Genomic DNA, 18499 nt, shown 5'->3' with positions numbered 1-18499 from the left:
AGACGTGGCTTAAATGCCATGAATTTAGAAATTGCGATGATTTGCTGTGGTTTTAATCTGCATAAATTTCACTTGAAAAAGCCTGCAATAAAAAAAGCGGCATAAATTTAAAATATTTTCCACATTTTCAACACGGCAAAAACGCAGTTTTTGTGCCGCTGTGTTTGCTGTACCCAAAATTCAGCCAAAATAGTTATTTTTGCGATTTGGCATAAAAAAGAGTCGAGATTTCCCGAAAAGTAGGAAATCTCGACTCTTTGAGCGCTGTTTTTTTACAACGCCTTTTTCTGAATGAATGAAAACAGCCGCAGACCGCCAACCTTTTGCAATGTGTGATTATTTATCCTGTGTGGAAAGTATCTTTCTAGTCTGAGGTATCTCAAAAAGTGCAAACGTACCGATAGCTGTGAATATCATTTCAGGAAGCATATATGAGCCGTTGTAAAGCAGGCTGTAGAGTACGCTGTTGTCTGTTGAGAAGCCGTCCCACAGTGCGCCGAATGACTTCCAGATAACAACGCCGCTGATGAAGTGGCAAACAAATCTCAGGAAAACTGCTATCATCGTTCCTGCTATCCAGCCCACTGCGCCTTTCTTTCTGAACATTCCTGCCACACCGAGAACTGTGTAGGCTGCAAGATAGTCAATGAATATGCAGGCAACGAGCATTACAGGAGAACGTCCCCAGCCGAAAAGTCCGTCTGTGATACCCTGAATGAACTGAATGAGAGAGAAAACAAATGCCGCTCCAAGACCCTTTGCTACGCCATGCTTAATGCTGAAAACGGCTATAGGAAGCATGGAGAGCAGTGTGATAGAGCCACCCCAAGGGAGCTTGTATACTCTGATAAAGCTAAGCACTGTTGCCAGTGCCACCATTACTGCACCCTCGACCAATGTAAGTGTTTTTGAATTTTTCATATTATACCATTCCTTTCTGCGTACAAAAAATGCGTATGCCTGATAAAAGGGCATACGCATAGATATACACACTATTTTCCTACGCTGGCATTACCCATATCAGGTGCGGTCAGAACATCTATTTGCTCTTTCTCAGCCGAAAAACATTCAGCTCCCGTGTTGTTTTATGTACTATTGTTATTATACTGCTTTTTTCGTGGGTTTTCAATAGCTTTTCTGATTTTCCCCACCTAAATTGTATGAAAACATAAATATCTGTCGCAAAACCGCATTTTATTATTAGTTTTGTGCATCTTGGCTGAGTATCTCCTCTATGTTCTCAAAAATAAATTCCTGCGCCTGCTTTGGAAAAAGTATCGTCTTGTAGCTGTTTCCAAGCTGTGATATTTTTTCACGTTCTATTATTCCTGCTTCAGGGGAAAGTATTGTAGTTTCAAGAAAGCCCCTTCCGTTTGCTACGTCTTTTGCAAGATAATTTTCACCTATGAGCCATTCTTTTATGGCAAGTTTTATGCTTCTTATATCGCCGTCTGTGCCGAGCTGATAGAAAATGCTGTCGCATACTTCTGAAAGGGTCATATCCTGTTCCTTGCCTGAAAGCTCACCTGCGTGGGCGATTATATATTCCTTTGTGCTTTGACCGCCAACCGCATTTTGTTTTTGCAGATAGCCCTCTGGGATATATTTATAACCCGAAGCAGCGTCAGGATTTTCCTTGAGATATTTCTGTATCTCGGCTACAAAGTATCTTCCATAACGTTCCTGCTTTGACTTGCCCACCCCTGAGATATTCAAAAGCTCCGTCTGCGTCTTAGGCAGCTTTATACACATATCACGCAGTGAAGCGTCTGTAAGAATGATATATGCAGGCAGACTTGCCTGTGTCGCAAGCTTGCTCCGCACAGCTCTGAGCCGTCCGAAAAGCTCCTTGTCGAATGTCGTAACTTCGTCTCTGCCGATCTTTGTGACCGTTTCGCTCTTTGGCTTTTTCTTTGGAAGGCGTATTGTAATAGTCTTTTTGTCCATTAATATCTCTGCAGACTTTCTTGTAAGAGTAAGCACAGAAAAATCCCCGTGTGAAGTCTGTGTGATGTAATCATCAGCTTCAAGAAAAGCTATGAGCCTGCGGATATAGACCTGCGTGGAGTCTTTCATTATGCCGTATGTTGAAAGAGTGGAAAGGTCAAAACGCTTTACCTTTTCGGAGTCTGAGCCTTTAAGTATCTGTGCTATGACACCTGCTCCAAAAGAAAGGTTTCGCTGGTGAAGTCTATAAATGCAGGAAAGCACTTTTTGGCAATCTACAGACACGTCAACTTCTTCTGTTTCTCCGAAATCACCCAAACAGCCTGAGCAGTTCTGACAAGGCTTGTCCTGCTTCTCACCGAAATATCCAAGGATAAACTCTCTCAGACAGCCGTTTGTGTTGCAGTAATCGGTCATCTTTTTCAGACGCATAAGATCACGCTTGCGTATCATTTCAAGAGTGTCATCGTCAAGGTCGGGATTGTCATGAGAATTGTTTATAAGAAACTTGTTGGTCGCAACGTCCTGACCGCTGTAGAGCAAAATGCACTTTGCTTCGTTTCCGTCACGTCCCGCTCTGCCTGCCTCCTGATAATAGCTTTCAATATTCTTAGGCATATTATAATGTATGACATAGCTCACGTTTGATTTGTCTATTCCCATGCCGAAAGCATTGGTCGCCACCATGACCTGGACACGGTCAAAGATAAAATCGTCTTGATTTTTACGCCTTTCCTCATCAGAAAGTCCTGCATGATAGCGTGAAGCGTTGTAGCCGTCGGCACAGAGCTTTTCACACACGCTCTCAACATTTTTTCTTGTGGAGCAGTAGATTATTCCGCAGTTGTCCTTGTATTTCTCAACTATCTTCACTGTTTCACTGTATTTGTCATGAGGGTGAGAAACGCCAAAGTAGAGATTTTTTCTGTCAAAGCCTGTGGTTATGGTGAAAGGGTCACGGAGTTCAAGCATTTTGATAATGTCCGCTTTTACTTCTGCGGTGGCAGTGGCGGTGAATGCGCTGACGATAGGGCGGTAGGGAAGTTTGCCAAGAAACTCGGGTATCTTCATATAGGAAGGTCTGAAATCTTGTCCCCACTGAGAAACGCAGTGGGCTTCGTCCACCGCAAGCATGGATATCTTCACCGACAAAGCCAGTGACAGAAACGATCCTGTCATCAGCCTTTCAGGTGCAACATATATTATCTTGTACATACCACGGGCGGCGTTTGATATAGCCATTTCATACTGTGCCGCCGTCAGTGACGAGTTCAGATACGCTGCCCTCACTCCCGATTGTATCAGCGAGTTCACCTGATCTTTCATTAGGGATATGAGTGGCGAAACAACTATAGTTATCCCGTCAAACATAAGAGCAGGTATTTGATAGCACATAGATTTGCCTGCGCCTGTTGGCATAACTCCAAGGCAGTCACGCCCTGCAAGTATGCTGTCTATTATCTGCTCCTGACCGTTTCTGAACTGAGAGTGTCCGAAAAAGTCCTGAAGCACTGAATACTTATTGCGAAAATCTGTCATTTTATCCTAACTTTCCATTGTGTGTATGCTTATATTATACTACCAAAAATCAGCTAAGTCAAACAGATATACAAAATTCCATGCACGATTTTGTAACATCTTTTCCTTAGTCGCTATTGTAATTTTATCGGGATTATGTTATAATAGGCTTGATAAATAATTAGTTATAAAAATATAAAAAATTAACAAATCTCCAAAGGAAGGGTTGTCTGAACACTGTCGTATATTCAGGCATGGTGAAGATCATGGATATGGAAAATAAATTGTGGCAAAGCTATTTTGGTGCTGTCTGGGGAAAGGTTTGTTCAATATGGCACAATATCGGCGGGTTTGTTATGGACGAGAAAAGCGGAGAGTTTTATGCCGATGAAAACTGTCGTGCTCTTATGGGACTTAGAGAGAACACAGATTATGACAAGTTCAGAGATATAGTTGCATTGAACGGCGGAGGACGAGATCTTGGTCTGCCGTTGTGTATAGAACTTCTTGACACTCCAAGTGGCATTACCGCCGGAATAGTGTATCTGTCGAAAGAATATATGTCAAAAAGTGTTTTTGAAGGGCTCGACATTATACCACAATCAGAGCTTGTAAGACTTCTTGATGGAATGACACGCTCATCATTGCTTGCTCTTGTAAGATTTGATGGAGCAGGGAAGCTTTTGGATTCAGACTACTGCATAGGGGAGGCACTTAAGGCGGCTGTTGCGGTTTTGCCTGAAAATACTGTGACGGCATTCAATTCAGACGGTCAGTTTTGGATATATGTTCCACGCTTTGTAGGTAAGCCTGAGGAGTTTGCTGACAATATACGTAAAGCGGTGAAGGAGTGTTGCCTGCCAGATGAATTTGGAGTGAGATCGTCTTCAAATCATTCGCTGTCTGTGACGGCAGGCATAAGCAGCGGCTTTGAAGTGCCAGCAAGACTCATGCACGCAGCAGGCTTTGCACTTTATGAAGCTAAGGCAAAGGGTGCAGGCAGTATTTGTTGCTTTGATCCTGAAAAATATGCAAAGCAGAAGAGTGATATCGAGAATATCAGGGCTTTTTCAGAGCTTCTTGATAAAAATCTGTTTACATATCATTTTCAGCCTATCGTTAGTTCTTCAACAGGCGAGATAGTCGCTTACGAAGCGCTTATGAGAACAAAGGGAAATATAGCACTCAATCCGCTTCAGATACTCAACTGTGCTAAAAATTTCGGCAGACTTTACGATATAGAGAAAGCTACACTGAAAAATACTCTTAAATATCTCAGCAAGCATCAGCTCGATTTTGAAAACCGCAGGCTGTATATAAATTCAATATCATCTCATGCTCTTGACGATAAGGATTTTTATGCGATCGTCAATGATTATGGCGAACTTCTTGAAAAGGTCGTTATCGAAATGACAGAGCAGACAGAGATCAGCGAGGACGACCTCGATAGAATAAGGGTGCGTCTTGAAAAGAACAATATGAGCCTTGCTATTGACGATTACGGCACAGGCTATTCAAATACATCGAATCTTCTGCGATATGATCCTGAGGTGGTAAAGATAGACCGTTCTCTCATTTCCGGTATTGACCAGAATTCTAAGGCTCAGAAGATAGTTTCAAAAATGGTGGAATATTTCCATTCAAGCGGATATACCGCACTTGCAGAGGGCGTTGAAACAAGCGAAGAACTTAAAACCATGATATATTTCGGCGTCGATCTTATTCAGGGTTATTATGTTTCTAAGCCGAAGCCTGTGCTTATCCATGATATCTCGGAAAATATCCGTGAGGAGATAGTGGCTTACAGTATCGAGGCTGGAGATAATGATAAAAAGGTCTATCACGCTGAGGATAATGACGTTATCGACCTTGCTGAGATGTATAAAAAAAGATATTCTGACATTTTTCTCGGCACAGGTACATTTACTCTTTCGGGAAAGGCTGAGGACGATCGTGCAGTGCCTTTGTCCGTGACAATTGGTAATGGTGTTGATTGCGTCATTCACTTGAAAAACGCATGGCTCACTATATATGAGGATCTGCCAATCATAAAGCTAGGCACCGGTTCGAGAGTCAGGATAGTGTGCAGCGGTGAAGATCGTATAGACGGCAGAGGTATTTATGTTCCTGAGGGATCGTCGTTAGAGCTTGTAGGCTCAGGTGAGCTTTATGTCAGATCAGAGTCGAAGGATTGCTATGCAATAGGCACTGACAGCAAGCAGCCTTGCGGAAGGATAACTGTCGCAATGACAGGTATTCTTGATATAACTGCAAATGGCGACAAGTGCGTCGGAATAGGCGGAGGAGGCTGCAAAGATGGTATTGTCATTGCAGGCGGTGATATAGCTGTAAATTGCAGTGGCGATAGGTGCGTTGGTATTGGAAGCATCGACGGCGACGCAGATGTGACTATATCAAACTGTGGCTGCAGGCTAAAGCTTGCGGCAGGAATGTCAGTGGGCGTTGGTGCTGTAAAGGGCAGTGCTGATATAAGCATTTCAGACTATAACATGAGTTGTGAGCTTTCTGGAAATAACCTGACTGCAGTGGGAGTTATGAGTAACGGGACTGGAAGGATATGTATTCTTGATGGCAGGCTCAACATTTCCATGAAGGGAAGAACTCTCAACTGTGTGGGAACAAGGGACGGCGAGCTGGATTGTGAGCTTAAAAATACTGTCTTTAAGCTTTATTGCGAGGGCGGTTCTGTCTCAGGCATTGGAGATAAAACCGGTAAAGGTGACGTGACAGCACAAAGCTGTCAGTTCGACGTAATGTTCCTTACAGGCGATGGCTGGTGGCTTGGAAGTCCGAATGGTACGCTTTCAGTAGTCGATTGTAAGAAAGATATCAAGATAAACAAATAAGGCAAAGCCCATAGGCGTGTCTTGTGTGACGCTGCTTTAGATCGTCTGAAGCAGCACGGCTGATTTGTACGGAGGATCATGAGATGATGAATGATACTGCTAAACGCAGACGTATAAAAATAGGACTTTTGGTGAGCCACCTTGAAGATGATTTTGACGATGCTGTTGCAGAGGGCGCAATGATAGGCGCAGAGCAGTGCGACGCTGACCTCGTTATTTTTCCAGGCAGATATATAGATGGGATCTATGCCGATAAGCTGAGAACGGTGTATGAGTATCAGTATAATACTTTGTTCGATATGGCGGCGGCAAATAAGTTCGACGTTCTGCTTGTGCTTATCGGCACACTTGGAACATATCTTGACAACGAGCATAAGGTTCAGTTTCTGAAAAAATTTGCTGGAACGCCTGTTATAACTATAACGGCACGTATTGATGGTTATCCTTGTATCATGCTCGACAACAGAACGGGAATGAAGGAGGCTATAGAACATCTTATAAAGGTGCATGGCTGTAAAAAGATAGGTATGGTAAGCGGACCTAAAACAAGTGATGATGCCCTTGAAAGACTTGACGTTTACAAGGAGACTCTTGAGGAAAATGGTATCATCTATGACGAAAAGCGTGTTGCATATGGTAATTTTTCGAAATTCTGTGTTGACGAAGTCGGAAAGCTTATTGACGATAATCCGGAACTTGATGCTATCGTTTTTGCAAACGACCAGATGGCAATTGCAGGCTATAAGGCTATGGAAGAGCGTGGGATACGTCCTGGTAAGGATATCCTTGTGACAGGCTTTGATGACGATCCAGTGGCTGAGGAGCTTAATCCGCATTTGACGACTGTCAAGGCTGACCCTTCTGAGCTTGGCTATCATGCCGTTCAGGAGGCTGTGAACTATGTTATAAATAAGGCTATAAACAACGATAAGATCTCTTCGGGAATGGTAAGAAGAAATTCCTGCGGCTGTCAGGGCAACTCAAAATTAAAGACCATATCTTTTGGTCGCATATCAGATGATCCGGAAGCGTTTGCAAGAAGAATGAGCCAGTTTTTGTTCAATAAATACAGTGCAAGTGAAACAACTGCGAAAATGCGAGAAAATTATGTCAAGATAATATATGCTCTTGATGATTATGCCCGTGAGGAAAATCTTGATAATGAGGTCAAAAAAGATAAAGTATTAGAAATGATCTCAACTCTTGCCAGTGAAGAATTTTTTAGGTTTGTGAACGTTGATGAGCTTTATGCTTCTGTTGAGTATATTCAGCAAAAGCTTATCTCTCGTTTTGATAACGTGGAGAAGCATTTGAAGTTAAATCAGACTTTTATTCAGATATACAAGATACTGGCAGAACGCAATGCGAATTACTGTAAGGAAAAGCTTGAGGATAATGAGTTCCTTGCATGGCAGGCAAACTCTATCACAAGGGATATGCTTGTGTTTGAAGCTTATGATGACAGAGCATATGAGACCGTTGTGGATAAGCTTATGAGGCTTCATATGGAATCAAGCTTTCTGTTCAGCTTCGAGCCTGCCATTATTCACTTTGGTACAGATAAGTGGCAACCGCCGGAATATATGTATCTCAAAGCCTATCACAATGGTTCTGACGCTATCCAGCTCCCACATGAAGAGCAGGCTGTAAAGTATACAGAGCTGTTGTCGAATAAGTATCTGCCAACAGACAGACGTTATACATTAGTGGTATCACCATTGTTCTCTAACGAGGAGCATTACGGAATACTGATGTGTGAGATAAAGCATGAGTATTTTAATTATTTGCAGTCTGTGACAGTTCAACTTTGTGCGGCACTTAAAATAATAACCTTGATGAAGCAGCAGGCTGTTACCCAGAAGCAGCTTAAAAAGAGCCTTATCGAGATCAAGGAGAACAATGAGCTTCTTCGAGATCTTTCAAGGCAGGACGCTTTGACGGGTTGCTACAATCGAAGGGGATTTTTTGAGGAGCTTCGTAAAAGACTCAGCAATGACAAAAACGAGGGTGAAAAGGCTATCATGGTCTTTGCCGACCTTGACTGTCTGAAAACCATAAATGATAAGTTTGGTCACGAGGAGGGCGACTTTGCTATACTATCTGCGGCAAAGATACTTAAACACTCTTTTGGCAACAGTGAGATAGTGGGTCGTATAGGTGGCGATGAGTTCGTTGTATGCGCTTTTCTTGATAACGCAATAGATATCCCGTCAATGAGAAACCATATAGAAGCGGTCACAAGAGAATACAATATTAAATATGCCGCCGATAAGCCATATATAATCCATACGAGCGTAGGCGTTTATCCGTTCGTATGCAGTGCCACGCTTGAGATAGGAGAGCTTCTCAGCCATGCTGATATCCTGCTTTATGAGGAGAAAAAGCATAAGAGGAGCATACTTAAAAGCGATTATGAATAACATTTGCAGGCTGTCTGAAAAAGGCAGCCTGCTTTTTGTTTTTATGCTTGACAAAATATCATGGCTGTGATATAATAAAACATATTTTACGAAAGGAGCGTCGGATGACATGAGAATTACAAGAATATGGGTGAGAAACTATTAAACCGAATATCAGGCAGGTGCATTGGCACGAGCCGCTCCGACTCTTCCGTATAACGTTTTGGTTACACGCCTGAGGGTGTGTTTTTTTATGCCTGAAAAAGCCGAAGAGCGGCTTGATAACAGACATTAGGAGTGATTAATATGGCAGAAATGTTTGACAACACAATAAAGAAAGACCGTGTGCTGCTTGCGGCAGTGGACACAGGTTCGTATGATGTGGAGCTTTCTCTTGATGAACTTGAAGAACTGACAGAAACAGCAGGCGGCGAGGTGATAGCGAGAGTGACACAGAAAAGGCCGTCCTTTGACAGCGGTACCTGCATAGGCTCAGGCAGGCTTGAAGAAATGGCTGAGATATGCAGAAATGAAAATATTGACAGGATAGTTTTCGACTGCGAACTGACAGCCACACAGATAAGAAATATCGAGGACGTGTGTGGTGTTTTCACTATCGACAGAACTATGCTCATACTGGATATCTTTGCTCAGCGTGCGACTACTCGTGAGGGCAGATTGCAGGTAGAGATAGCACAGAACAAATACAGACTTCCAAGGCTTGCAGGCATGGGAACTAATATGTCACGTCTTGGCGGTGGTATCGGCACAAGAGGTCCTGGTGAGTCGAAGCTTGAAACTGACAAGCGACACATCAGAACACGCATTGCGGCACTTTCAGACGAGCTTAAGGAGATAGAGAAGCGTCGTGGGCTTATGAGAAAACGTCGCAAGAAAGATGGTGTTCTCACAGCGGCGATAGTGGGCTATACAAACGTGGGCAAATCCACACTGCTTAATTATCTTACAGAAGCGGGCGTGCTTGCAGAGAACAAGCTTTTTGCGACTTTGGAAACAACATCAAGGGCTATAGAGCTTCCTGACGGCAGGTCGGTGACGCTTATTGACACGGTAGGACTTATCAGACGTCTGCCGCATCAGCTTGTGGAAGCTTTCAAATCCACTCTTGAAGAGGCGGCAAGTGCGGACGTTATAATCCATGTGTGCGACGCCTCGGCTGATGACTGCGAGGAGCAGGCAAAAGTTACCCTTGAGCTGCTCAAAGAGCTTGGCTGTGAGGGTATACCTGTGGTGACAGTGTTCAACAAGTGCGACAAAGTGCCTTATATAAACGAGCTTGACACATCAGGTGAAGCGGTGAAGATATCCGCCAAAAACGGCACAGGCATTGACAGCCTGCTTGCGGCTATACAAAAGGCGTTACCCGAAAACAGCGTAAGATGCAGGCTTCTTCTGCCTTTTGACAAGGCGGGTCTTGTGAACACCATAAGGCAGGAGGGCAGGATATTCAGCGAGGATTATACCGCTGAGGGTATCGTTCTTGACGCTCTTGTGGATATCAAGGTCTATCATCTTGTGGAAAGCTATAAGGTAAAAAGTGAAGAATAAAGTGTTTTTCAAACGTTAAAAAAATGTAAACTCTCGGCAGGACTATTGACAAGCCCTGCCTGTGAGAGTATAATAATCGTGGTTAGCAATAACAAATAAATCGAAAGGAAAAAACAGAATATGTCTACTGTTATCATGTCTGCAGTCTTTACATACTTCTTTATGAGCTTGAGCTACTTTTATGGCTTCGAGTTTTTTTGGCGTGTGAAGAAAGCGACGAGATCAGAATAGGCGTATAGAGAAGTTTCTGTTTTTATATATGCGTTTATTATAAGCCGTGGCTTTCTTGTAAAAGAATGTCACGGCTGTTTTTATTGCCTATACAAATTTGATTTTCGGAGGAAAGTAACATGATCATCGTATTGAAAAACAATTCACAGGAAAAACAGGTAGAAGAGCTTTTGAACTGGCTCGACCAGTTCCACGTATCGACGAATCTGGTAGAGGGCGTTCATTCAAATGTTATCGGTCTTATTGGCGACACAACTCAGATCGATATAGAAGCAGTTCAGGCTAAGGAATGTGTTGAAAATGTACAGCGTGTTCAGGAGCCTTACAAGAATGCTAACAGAAAGTTCCACCCTGATAATACTGTTATCGACGTTGCAGGCAGAAAGATAGGCGGCGGAAAGCTTCAGGTCATTGCGGGTCCTTGCTCTGTTGAAACTGAGGAGCAGATAATCACAACTGCTATCGCTGTAAAGGAAGCAGGTGCAACAATGCTCAGAGGTGGCGCATTCAAGCCAAGAACTTCACCATATTCATTCCAGGGTCTTGGCAAGGAGGGCATCGACCTTCTTATTCAGGCTAGAAAGATAACAGGTCTGCCTATCGTTACTGAGATCATGGATCTTTCTGATCTTGACTGCTTTGCTGACGTTGACGTTGTTCAGGTAGGAGCAAGAAATATGCAGAATTTCACACTTCTCAAGGCTCTCGGCAGAAGCGACAAGCCAGTTCTTCTCAAGAGAGGACTTTCATCAACTCTTCAGGAGCTTCTCATGTCCGCTGAGTACATAATGTCTGAGGGCAATCAGAACGTTATCCTCTGTGAGAGAGGTATCCGTACATTCGAGCCTGCCACAAGAAATACTCTCGATCTTTCAGCCGTTCCTCTGCTCCAGCAGAAAACACACCTTCCTATCACTGTCGACCCTAGCCACGCTACAGGTATCGCTTCACTTGTTGAGCCAATGGCACTTTGCGCTGTAACAGCAGGCTGTGACGCACTTGAGATAGAGGTACACAATGACCCTAAGAACGCATGGAGCGATGGTGCGCAGTCACTTACTCCTGCACAGTTCGCTGAAACAATGAAGAAAGTTAAGGCACTTTCCGAGTTCATGGGCAAGCCTCTTGATGTAAACGAATAAACAAGACATTGAAAAAGAGGTGTTTTCGCACCTCTTTTTCTTTACAAATATTCAGTTATGTGGTATAATGTTTTAGAACTGTAAATGGATAAAGTACAAAGGAGGAAGAACGATGAAACTTGTGCTTAAACAAAGGCTTTTTTCATGGTTTGACAGCTATGATGTGTGCGACGAATATGGTAACGCAGTTTTCAGCGTAAAAGGCAGACTCGCATGGGGTCACTTGCTGGAGATATACGACAACATGGGAAACAAGGTCGGCGTGCTGAAAGAAAAGGTGCTGAAAATTTTCCCTACCTTTGAGATATACATAGGCGGAGAGTATATGGGCTGTATAAAGAAAGAGTTCACATTTTTCAAGCCAAAGTTCCATATAGATTTCTGCGGCTGGAGAGTGGATGGTGATATTTTCGGCTGGGACTATTCCGTTTATAGCGGTGCTGAACAGATAATGTATGTGTCAAAGGAGCTTTTGCACCTTACTGATACCTATGTCATAGACGTTTATGACGATAGCAATGCTTTGGCAGGATTGCTCATTGCACTTGCGATAGACGCCGAGAAATGCTCAGACGGCAATTAGGCTTTTATGATAGCTGTGTAAAAAATCGTACTGAAAGGTTTTGATATTAATGAAATTCAACTGCGAGCTTAAAAGGGTCGTGGACGATTCTTATGATATAGAAATAGGCAGAAAATTGCAGGATACGCTGGTCAGCGATCTTAAAGGCGGTCTTGTGGGAAAGATAAAGAAATTTGCCGTTGTGACGGATTCTATCGTTGTGGATCTCTATGGCAGAGATATTTATGACAGGCTCAACGCCGCAGGCCTGAAAGCTGAGCTTTTTGTGATACCTGAGGGAGAAAAGTCCAAAACCAGGCAGATGAAAGAGTTTGTTGAGGACTCTATGCTTGAAAAAGGCTTTCGCCGTGACTGCTGTGTGGTAGCCGTTGGCGGCGGAGTTGTCACAGACCTGGCAGGCTTTGTTGCAGGAACATTTGGCAGAGGAGTGCCTTTTGTGAATTATGCCACAACGCTCCTTGCGGCGGCTGACGCTTCTGTGGGTGGAAAAACTGCCGTTGATACGCCCCTTGCTACAAATCTGATCGGTCTGTTCAATCAGCCCAAGAAAGTTTATCTCGACATAGACACATGGAAAACTCTGCCTGAAAAACAGCTTTCAAGCGGTCTTGCGGAAACTATAAAGCACGGCTGTCTTGGTGATAAGGAGCTGTTTGAGTATCTTGAAAAAAACGTGGAAAAGGTGCTTGAATGTGACGGTGAAGCCTGCGAGTATATCGCAAAGAAAAACTGCGAAGTCAAGTATAAAGTGGTAATGAAAGACGAGAGAGAGTCGGGTCTGAGAGAGGTGCTTAATCTCGGTCACACTGTCGGCAGAGCTATCGAAACTGTGTCTGATTATAGACTATATCATGGAGAAGCTGTAGCTATCGGTATGGTGGCACAGGCAAGATTGGGCGAGAAGCTTGGCTTTATATCCCATGAAAATGAACAGCGTGTGGAAAAGCTTCTTGAAAGGGCAAAGCTTCCTACAAAAATACCTGACTATATTGACAGAAAGGCTCTTGTGAAAAAGCTTTATACAGATAAAAAGGTCCGTGACGGAAAGCTGAGATTTGTTTTCCAAAAAGAAATAGGCGAGATGATGTGCTTCGGTGAAAATCAGTACGGCAAAGAGATATCCGAGGAGCAGATAGCTGAAATAATCACAGAGATGTAACGGAGGATAGCGATGAACATAACTGTATTTCCGAAAAAACTCAGCGGACAGGTGACAGTTCCGCCCTCAAAAAGCGTTGCACACAGAATGGTGATAGCGGCGGCGCTGTCAAACGGCGTTTCTGAGATAACAAATCTTTATCCCTCGGTGGATATCCTTGCGACTATGGATTGCATGAGGGCGCTTGGGGCGAAAATAGATTTTGACGGCGATAAGGCTGTGATAGAGGGCATAAAGGATATTCCTGAGAGCGCATTTTTGGATTGCTGTGAGAGCGGCTCAACGCTGAGATTTCTCATACCTGTTGCTTGTGCGCTTGGGGTGGATACTCAGTTCACCGGCAGGGGCAGGCTTCCGCAAAGACCTATCACACCATATCTTGATGAGTTTCCAAAGCATGGCGTAAGCTTTGAATACAACAACACTATGCCTTTTTCCACTAATGGAAAGCTCACAGGGGGCAAGTTCTATGTTGACGGTGGAATATCCTCACAGTTTATCACAGGGCTTCTGTTTGCTCTGCCGCTTCTTGAGGAGGACAGTGAGATAATACTCACTTCTCATTTGGAGTCAAAGCCATATGTTGACATAACTCTAGGCACTTTGAGAGAGCATGGCTGTCAGGTGGAGGAAACAGAGAATGGATATTTTGTAAAGGGCGGTCAGCGTTATATGCCTTTCAGCGGCAGAGTTGAGGGGGATTATTCTCAGGCGGCTTTCTTCAAGGTGGCAAATTCTTTGGGCAGTGATATTGATATCGCAGGGCTTTCTGAAAAATCTTTTCAGGGAGATAAAAAAATTGTTGAAATATGCGAGAAAATAGTGTATAATAAAAATGGCGGTTTGCAGCCTTTTGACCTCGACTGTTCGGATATACCCGACCTTGTACCTGTTCTTACAGTACTTGGAAGCTTCTGCGAGGGAAAAAGCTATATACGAAATGCCGCACGTCTTAGGATAAAGGAGTGCGACAGGCTTTCGGCTATCTCACAGTGCCTTAACGCAATTGGCGGAAAGGTAACTGAGCTTGAGGACGGATTGGAGATAGAGGGCGTTGGCTCACTGAATGGCGGAGAAGTTGACAGCTTCAACGACCACAGGATCGCAATGTCAATGGCGGTGGCTGCCACAAGATGTACTTCACCACTGAAGATAAACGGTGCGGAGTGCGTCAGCAAGTCATATCCCGATTTCTTTGAGGTATATGAGAGCATCGGAGGAGAGATAAGCCGTGAGCCTTAACGTGGGCTAGTACAAAAATTTGTACTGATCTGGCGGGTATCTGCCGTTATTTATACAGGCTTTATAAGCTGACAGGAGGAAGTAAAATGTCATCAACATGGAACAACAATATAGGCTTTACCGTTTTCGGTGAGAGCCACGGCCCTGCAATAGGCGTTGTTATGGATAATGTACCGCCGGGGGAGAGCATCGACCTTGACAAGATATATCAATTTATGGCAAGAAGAGCGCCTAAGCAGAACAAGACCTCTACACAGAGAAAAGAAAAGGATATGCCGCAGATAATGTCTGGCTATTTCAACGGCAAGACTATGGGTACTCCTCTTTGTGCGCTTATAGCCAATACAGACCAGCATTCACAGGATTATTCAAATCTTTCAAGGCTTGCAAGACCAGGTCACGCTGATTATACAGGCGCATTGAGATACAGAGGCTTCAATGATGTAAGAGGCGGCGGACATTTTTCAGGCAGACTTACTGCGCCCCTATGCTTTGCAGGAGCAGTGGCAGGTCAGATACTTGAAAAAAGAGGTATCTATGTGGGCGCTCATATCGCAGAAATCCATGGCATAAAGGATAAGGCTTTTGACCCTATCAATACCACTAAGGATATGATAAGGGAAGTTCGTGAGAAAGAGTTTCCGACTATTATCGACGTTCAGGGCAACGAAATGATAAAGGAGATAGACAAGGCAAGAAAGGATAAGGACAGTGTTGGCGGAATTATAGAATGTATCGCTATCAATGTTCCAGCCGGTATCGGCTCGCCTATCTTTGACGGACTTGAAAACTCTATAGCTCAGCTTATTTTCGGTATCCCTGCGGTAAAGGGTCTGGAGTTTGGTGCAGGCTTTAAGGTGGCGGAAATGACAGGTTCGGAGAACAATGATGAGTTCTATGTAAATGATAAGGGTCACGTTGTGACAAAGACAAACAATCACGGCGGAATACTGGGCGGAATAGCTTCTGGTATGCCTATCACACTTAGAGTTGCTTTCAAGCCTACTCCGTCAATAGCAAGACCGCAGGCAACTGTGGACTATTCAGCTATGAAAAATGAAACTCTCGAAGTAAAGGGCAGACACGACCCTTGTGTTGTTCCAAGGGCTGTGCCATGTGTTGAGGCGGCTGTTAATATAGCTTTGCTCAATCATATGCTTGAATACCCAAATTTTTAGAGAAATTTCCAAAGGAGGATTGATAGCTTGGTACAAAATCCTGAGGCTCATATATCAGAGAACATGAAGAACATTTCCGACGTGTATGAGGTTCAAATACTTCTGGCTTATTTTCTCGGTCAGATAAATCAGCTTTGTACGCCTAATCAGCTTACTGAGATAGCCACGGGCGAAGGCGTTGTGAATTATTTTGTATATACGGAAGCTGTCAGCAGAATGTTGGAAAACGGCACGCTGGAGCTTGCGGAAATAGAAGGCACGAATTACTATCGGCTCACTGAAAAGGGCATTGAGGGCGCTGAGAAATTCAAAAAACTTGTGCCGAAAAGTTTTAGAGATAAGATATATGCGGCAGGTCTAAGACTGTTCGTCAAGCTTAAAAACGATCGTGACGTAAGCTTTGATATAAAGCCTGCAAAGCGTGGTTATAACGTGCATTGCCGTTGCTGTGACGATGATATGGTGCTTATGGACATAACTCTTTACGCACCTGATCAGGAGCAGGCAAATTATATAAAATCGAAAATTCAGATGAATCCTACAGATTTCTATTGCAGAGTGGTGGACTATATAATCGAGAACGAGGAATATGTGCCGTCTGCTGCAGAGGAGCAGGGATTGTTCTAAAGAAAGTGGAGCCGTCTGGGCATATGCTCAGGCGGCTTTTGAAAAAAATTTTTATATTTTGTGACATTTCGGGAGAGAAAAAGTATTTATTATAAAGGGGTGATCAAATGGACGTCAATTTGAAAAATACGCCTTCAGAGATAGACAGGCTTATAGATAAATATAAAAGTACCGTTTATGGAATCGCTATAGCACGTCTTGGCTCAAAAGCAGATGCAGACGATGTTTTTCAGGAAGTGTTTCTTGCAGCTTATCGAAAGGGGATAACAGTCAAGGACAATGATGAGGAGAAGTTCTGGCTTATCAGGACTACTCTCAATCAGTGCAAAAAGATAACATTGTCAAGCTGGCGCAGGCGTACAGTTCCCCTTGAAGAAAGAAAGGAAGAGGTAAGCTTTTTCAGAAGCCGTGAGGAAAATGATGTTTTCTGCGCTGTAACAGAACTGCCTGAAAAATACAGAATGGTGGTCTATCTTTACTATTTTGAAGAGGTGTCTACTGATGAGATAGCAAAGATAATGAAAGTACGCAGTGGAACGGTGAGAATGCAGCTTACAAGGGCAAGAGAAATGTTGAAAGAAAAGCTGAAAGGAGGATATTTCTATGAATAAGGAATTTTTCAGAGGCATGAAAGAGCAGATAGAGCCTGATGAAGAGCAGGTCGAGGAGCTGAAAAATAAGCTCAAAAATACTGCGGCGGTAAGCAGGAAACCTATGTGGATAGGCGGAGTATGTGCGGCGGCACTGTGCGTGGCAGTTGGAGCAGGTCTGTTTTTATCCGACAGCAAAACTGATAAAAACAGCATAAAGACAAGCGGCAGTTCATCAGTGCAGTACAATGACAGTTGGTCGCCTGACCTTATAAATAGAAATGGGAACGGCTCTGACGGAAATCAGACAGTAGCTGGTGGCGAAACAGAGGACAGCATTGCCGACAGTACACATGATTCAAAGATCGACAACAGCAAGACAGACGATACGCATAATACAAACAACAATACGGGTGGAAATACGCACATAACAGACAATGACCGCATAAGTGACAACAATGGCGGAATTATTTCAGACAATAGTAATACAGAAAATACAGATAGTAATGCAAACGACAGCAAATCGGAGACCACATCGTCCAAAAATGAAACGGAAGACCCTATAGAGTTCGATGAAAAAGACCCTGTATACCCTGAGATATATGTGCAGGACGAAAGGCTTTTTGATATGACATTAAAGGGCAGGGCATTTGCATTCCCTGCAAAGTATAGTGATGTAGCGGATATGGGTCTTTGGGCGGCAGGTCTAAGTGGTTATTCTGAGAGCGTTGACCCGAAAAATTATGTGATAGCGGAAGATGATATGGAAACTTTTTTCAGTAATGGTGCAACAGGATATTCAGGAAGCATGACAATTGACAATAACACTTATGAGGAAGCGAAAGCAAGCGATTGTGATGTCATGGGATTGTTTTTGGATAACTGTCCTGAGTTCTCTATAGGCGGAATAAAGACTGGATCGACTATAGAGGAAGTGAATAAGACATTCGGTGTTAATTATACTAATGAATGCAGAACGCTTACTGTACATTCTCAGAACGGAGCTTTTACAGACAGCAAGGGTACTTTTACTTTAACAGTTGTATTTGCGTTCGATGACGGGGTAGTTTATAGTGTAGGCGAGTCAAAGATATATTCGACGTTCTTCTGATCGTCAATATTGTGTAAGTTTTGTACTGTTTCTGTGCAAAATAATGAAAATATCTATAAAAAACATAGAAACGGTACAAAACGCTTGACAAAAAGGCATAAAAGTGATAAAATAAACAAGTCGCTTCGAGAGAGAGCGATAAAGAAAGAAGCGAAACGAAGGTAAAAGGTTCGGGAGAACAGAAGAGACCTGAGGAGTAGTTCAAAGAGAACTTTGCAAAAGAGTTCAAACGAATTCATAAAGAATTCACAAAGAAAAGTCTTGACAAAGCTTAGCTAATATGATATAATAGATAAGCTGATTTAAGACAGCACATTAGAAAACACGAAAAGATCG

General features: G+C 43.3%; 13 protein-coding genes and 1 riboswitch. Of the genes, 11 read left to right on the top strand and 2 right to left on the bottom strand.

Translation table 11 applies throughout. From position 1 onward, the window contains the following. Positions 1 to 336 precede the first annotated feature (336 nt). Entirely contained in the window at positions 337 to 921 is a 585-nt protein-coding gene (locus tag AB5123_RS12175; protein ID WP_278946411.1) for an energy-coupled thiamine transporter ThiT, read from the bottom strand. 58 nt (positions 922 to 979) lie between these two features. Then, positions 980 to 1089, bottom strand: a riboswitch (TPP riboswitch). Between the two features lie 111 nt (positions 1090 to 1200). Then, positions 1201 to 3486, bottom strand: coding sequence for a DNA helicase RecQ (gene recQ, locus AB5123_RS12170; protein ID WP_368364881.1), 2286 nt, complete (start codon positions 3484 to 3486; stop codon positions 1201 to 1203). A gap of 251 nt (positions 3487 to 3737) precedes the next feature. Between recQ and AB5123_RS12165 the strand changes: the two genes are divergently transcribed. From AB5123_RS12165 to AB5123_RS12115, 11 genes are all read left to right on the top strand, one after another. Further along, positions 3738 to 6332 (top strand): GGDEF domain-containing protein, encoded by a 2595-nt coding sequence (locus AB5123_RS12165; RefSeq protein ID WP_347503619.1) that lies wholly within the window; start codon positions 3738 to 3740, stop codon positions 6330 to 6332. 83 nt (positions 6333 to 6415) lie between these two features. Then, positions 6416 to 8752, top strand: a complete 2337-nt coding sequence (locus tag AB5123_RS12160) for a diguanylate cyclase (protein WP_368364880.1) — start codon at positions 6416 to 6418, stop codon at positions 8750 to 8752. A 294-nt stretch (positions 8753 to 9046) separates the two neighbouring features. Beyond that, positions 9047 to 10300, top strand: coding sequence for a GTPase HflX (hflX, locus tag AB5123_RS12155; protein ID WP_181986026.1), 1254 nt, complete (start codon positions 9047 to 9049; stop codon positions 10298 to 10300). A gap of 350 nt (positions 10301 to 10650) precedes the next feature. After that, positions 10651 to 11673, top strand: coding sequence for a 3-deoxy-7-phosphoheptulonate synthase (aroF, locus tag AB5123_RS12150; RefSeq protein ID WP_022288572.1), 1023 nt, complete (start codon positions 10651 to 10653; stop codon positions 11671 to 11673). A gap of 112 nt (positions 11674 to 11785) precedes the next feature. After that, positions 11786 to 12256: an LURP-one-related/scramblase family protein gene (locus AB5123_RS12145; RefSeq protein ID WP_022288571.1), complete on the top strand. Its 471-nt coding sequence runs from the start codon at positions 11786 to 11788 to the stop codon at positions 12254 to 12256. Between the two features lie 49 nt (positions 12257 to 12305). Continuing rightward, on the top strand, positions 12306 to 13415 hold the full coding sequence (gene aroB, locus AB5123_RS12140; protein ID WP_118124417.1) for a 3-dehydroquinate synthase: 1110 nt from the start codon (positions 12306 to 12308) through the stop codon (positions 13413 to 13415). Positions 13416 to 13427: 12 nt separating this feature from the next. Next, positions 13428 to 14657, top strand: a complete 1230-nt coding sequence (aroA, locus tag AB5123_RS12135) for a 3-phosphoshikimate 1-carboxyvinyltransferase (RefSeq protein ID WP_368364878.1) — start codon at positions 13428 to 13430, stop codon at positions 14655 to 14657. Between the two features lie 86 nt (positions 14658 to 14743). After that, positions 14744 to 15835 carry a chorismate synthase gene (gene aroC, locus AB5123_RS12130; RefSeq protein ID WP_117925218.1) on the top strand — a complete coding sequence of 364 codons (1092 nt, stop codon included), beginning with the start codon at positions 14744 to 14746 and terminating at the stop codon, positions 15833 to 15835. A gap of 27 nt (positions 15836 to 15862) precedes the next feature. Beyond that, entirely contained in the window at positions 15863 to 16462 is a 600-nt protein-coding gene (locus AB5123_RS12125) for a DUF4364 family protein (RefSeq protein ID WP_022288567.1), read from the top strand. Positions 16463 to 16569: 107 nt separating this feature from the next. Further along, a complete protein-coding gene (locus AB5123_RS12120; protein WP_117877962.1) occupies positions 16570 to 17073 on the top strand; it encodes an RNA polymerase sigma factor in 504 nt (167 codons plus the stop codon). Further along, complete coding sequence (locus tag AB5123_RS12115; RefSeq protein ID WP_046441700.1) at positions 17066 to 18163, top strand: hypothetical protein; 1098 nt, start codon at positions 17066 to 17068, stop codon at positions 18161 to 18163. Before AB5123_RS12120 ends, AB5123_RS12115 begins: the two co-directional genes overlap by 8 nt. Positions 18164 to 18499: the final 336 nt, after the last annotated feature.

The sequence above is a fragment of the Ruminococcus sp. RTP21204st1_B2_RTP21204_210225 genome (assembly GCF_040914135.1).
GTDB classification, from domain to species: Bacteria; Bacillota; Clostridia; order Oscillospirales; family Ruminococcaceae; genus Hominimerdicola; species Hominimerdicola aceti.
Note: the sequence above shows the minus strand (reverse complement) of the source record. Positions and strands in the feature narration are given on the sequence as shown.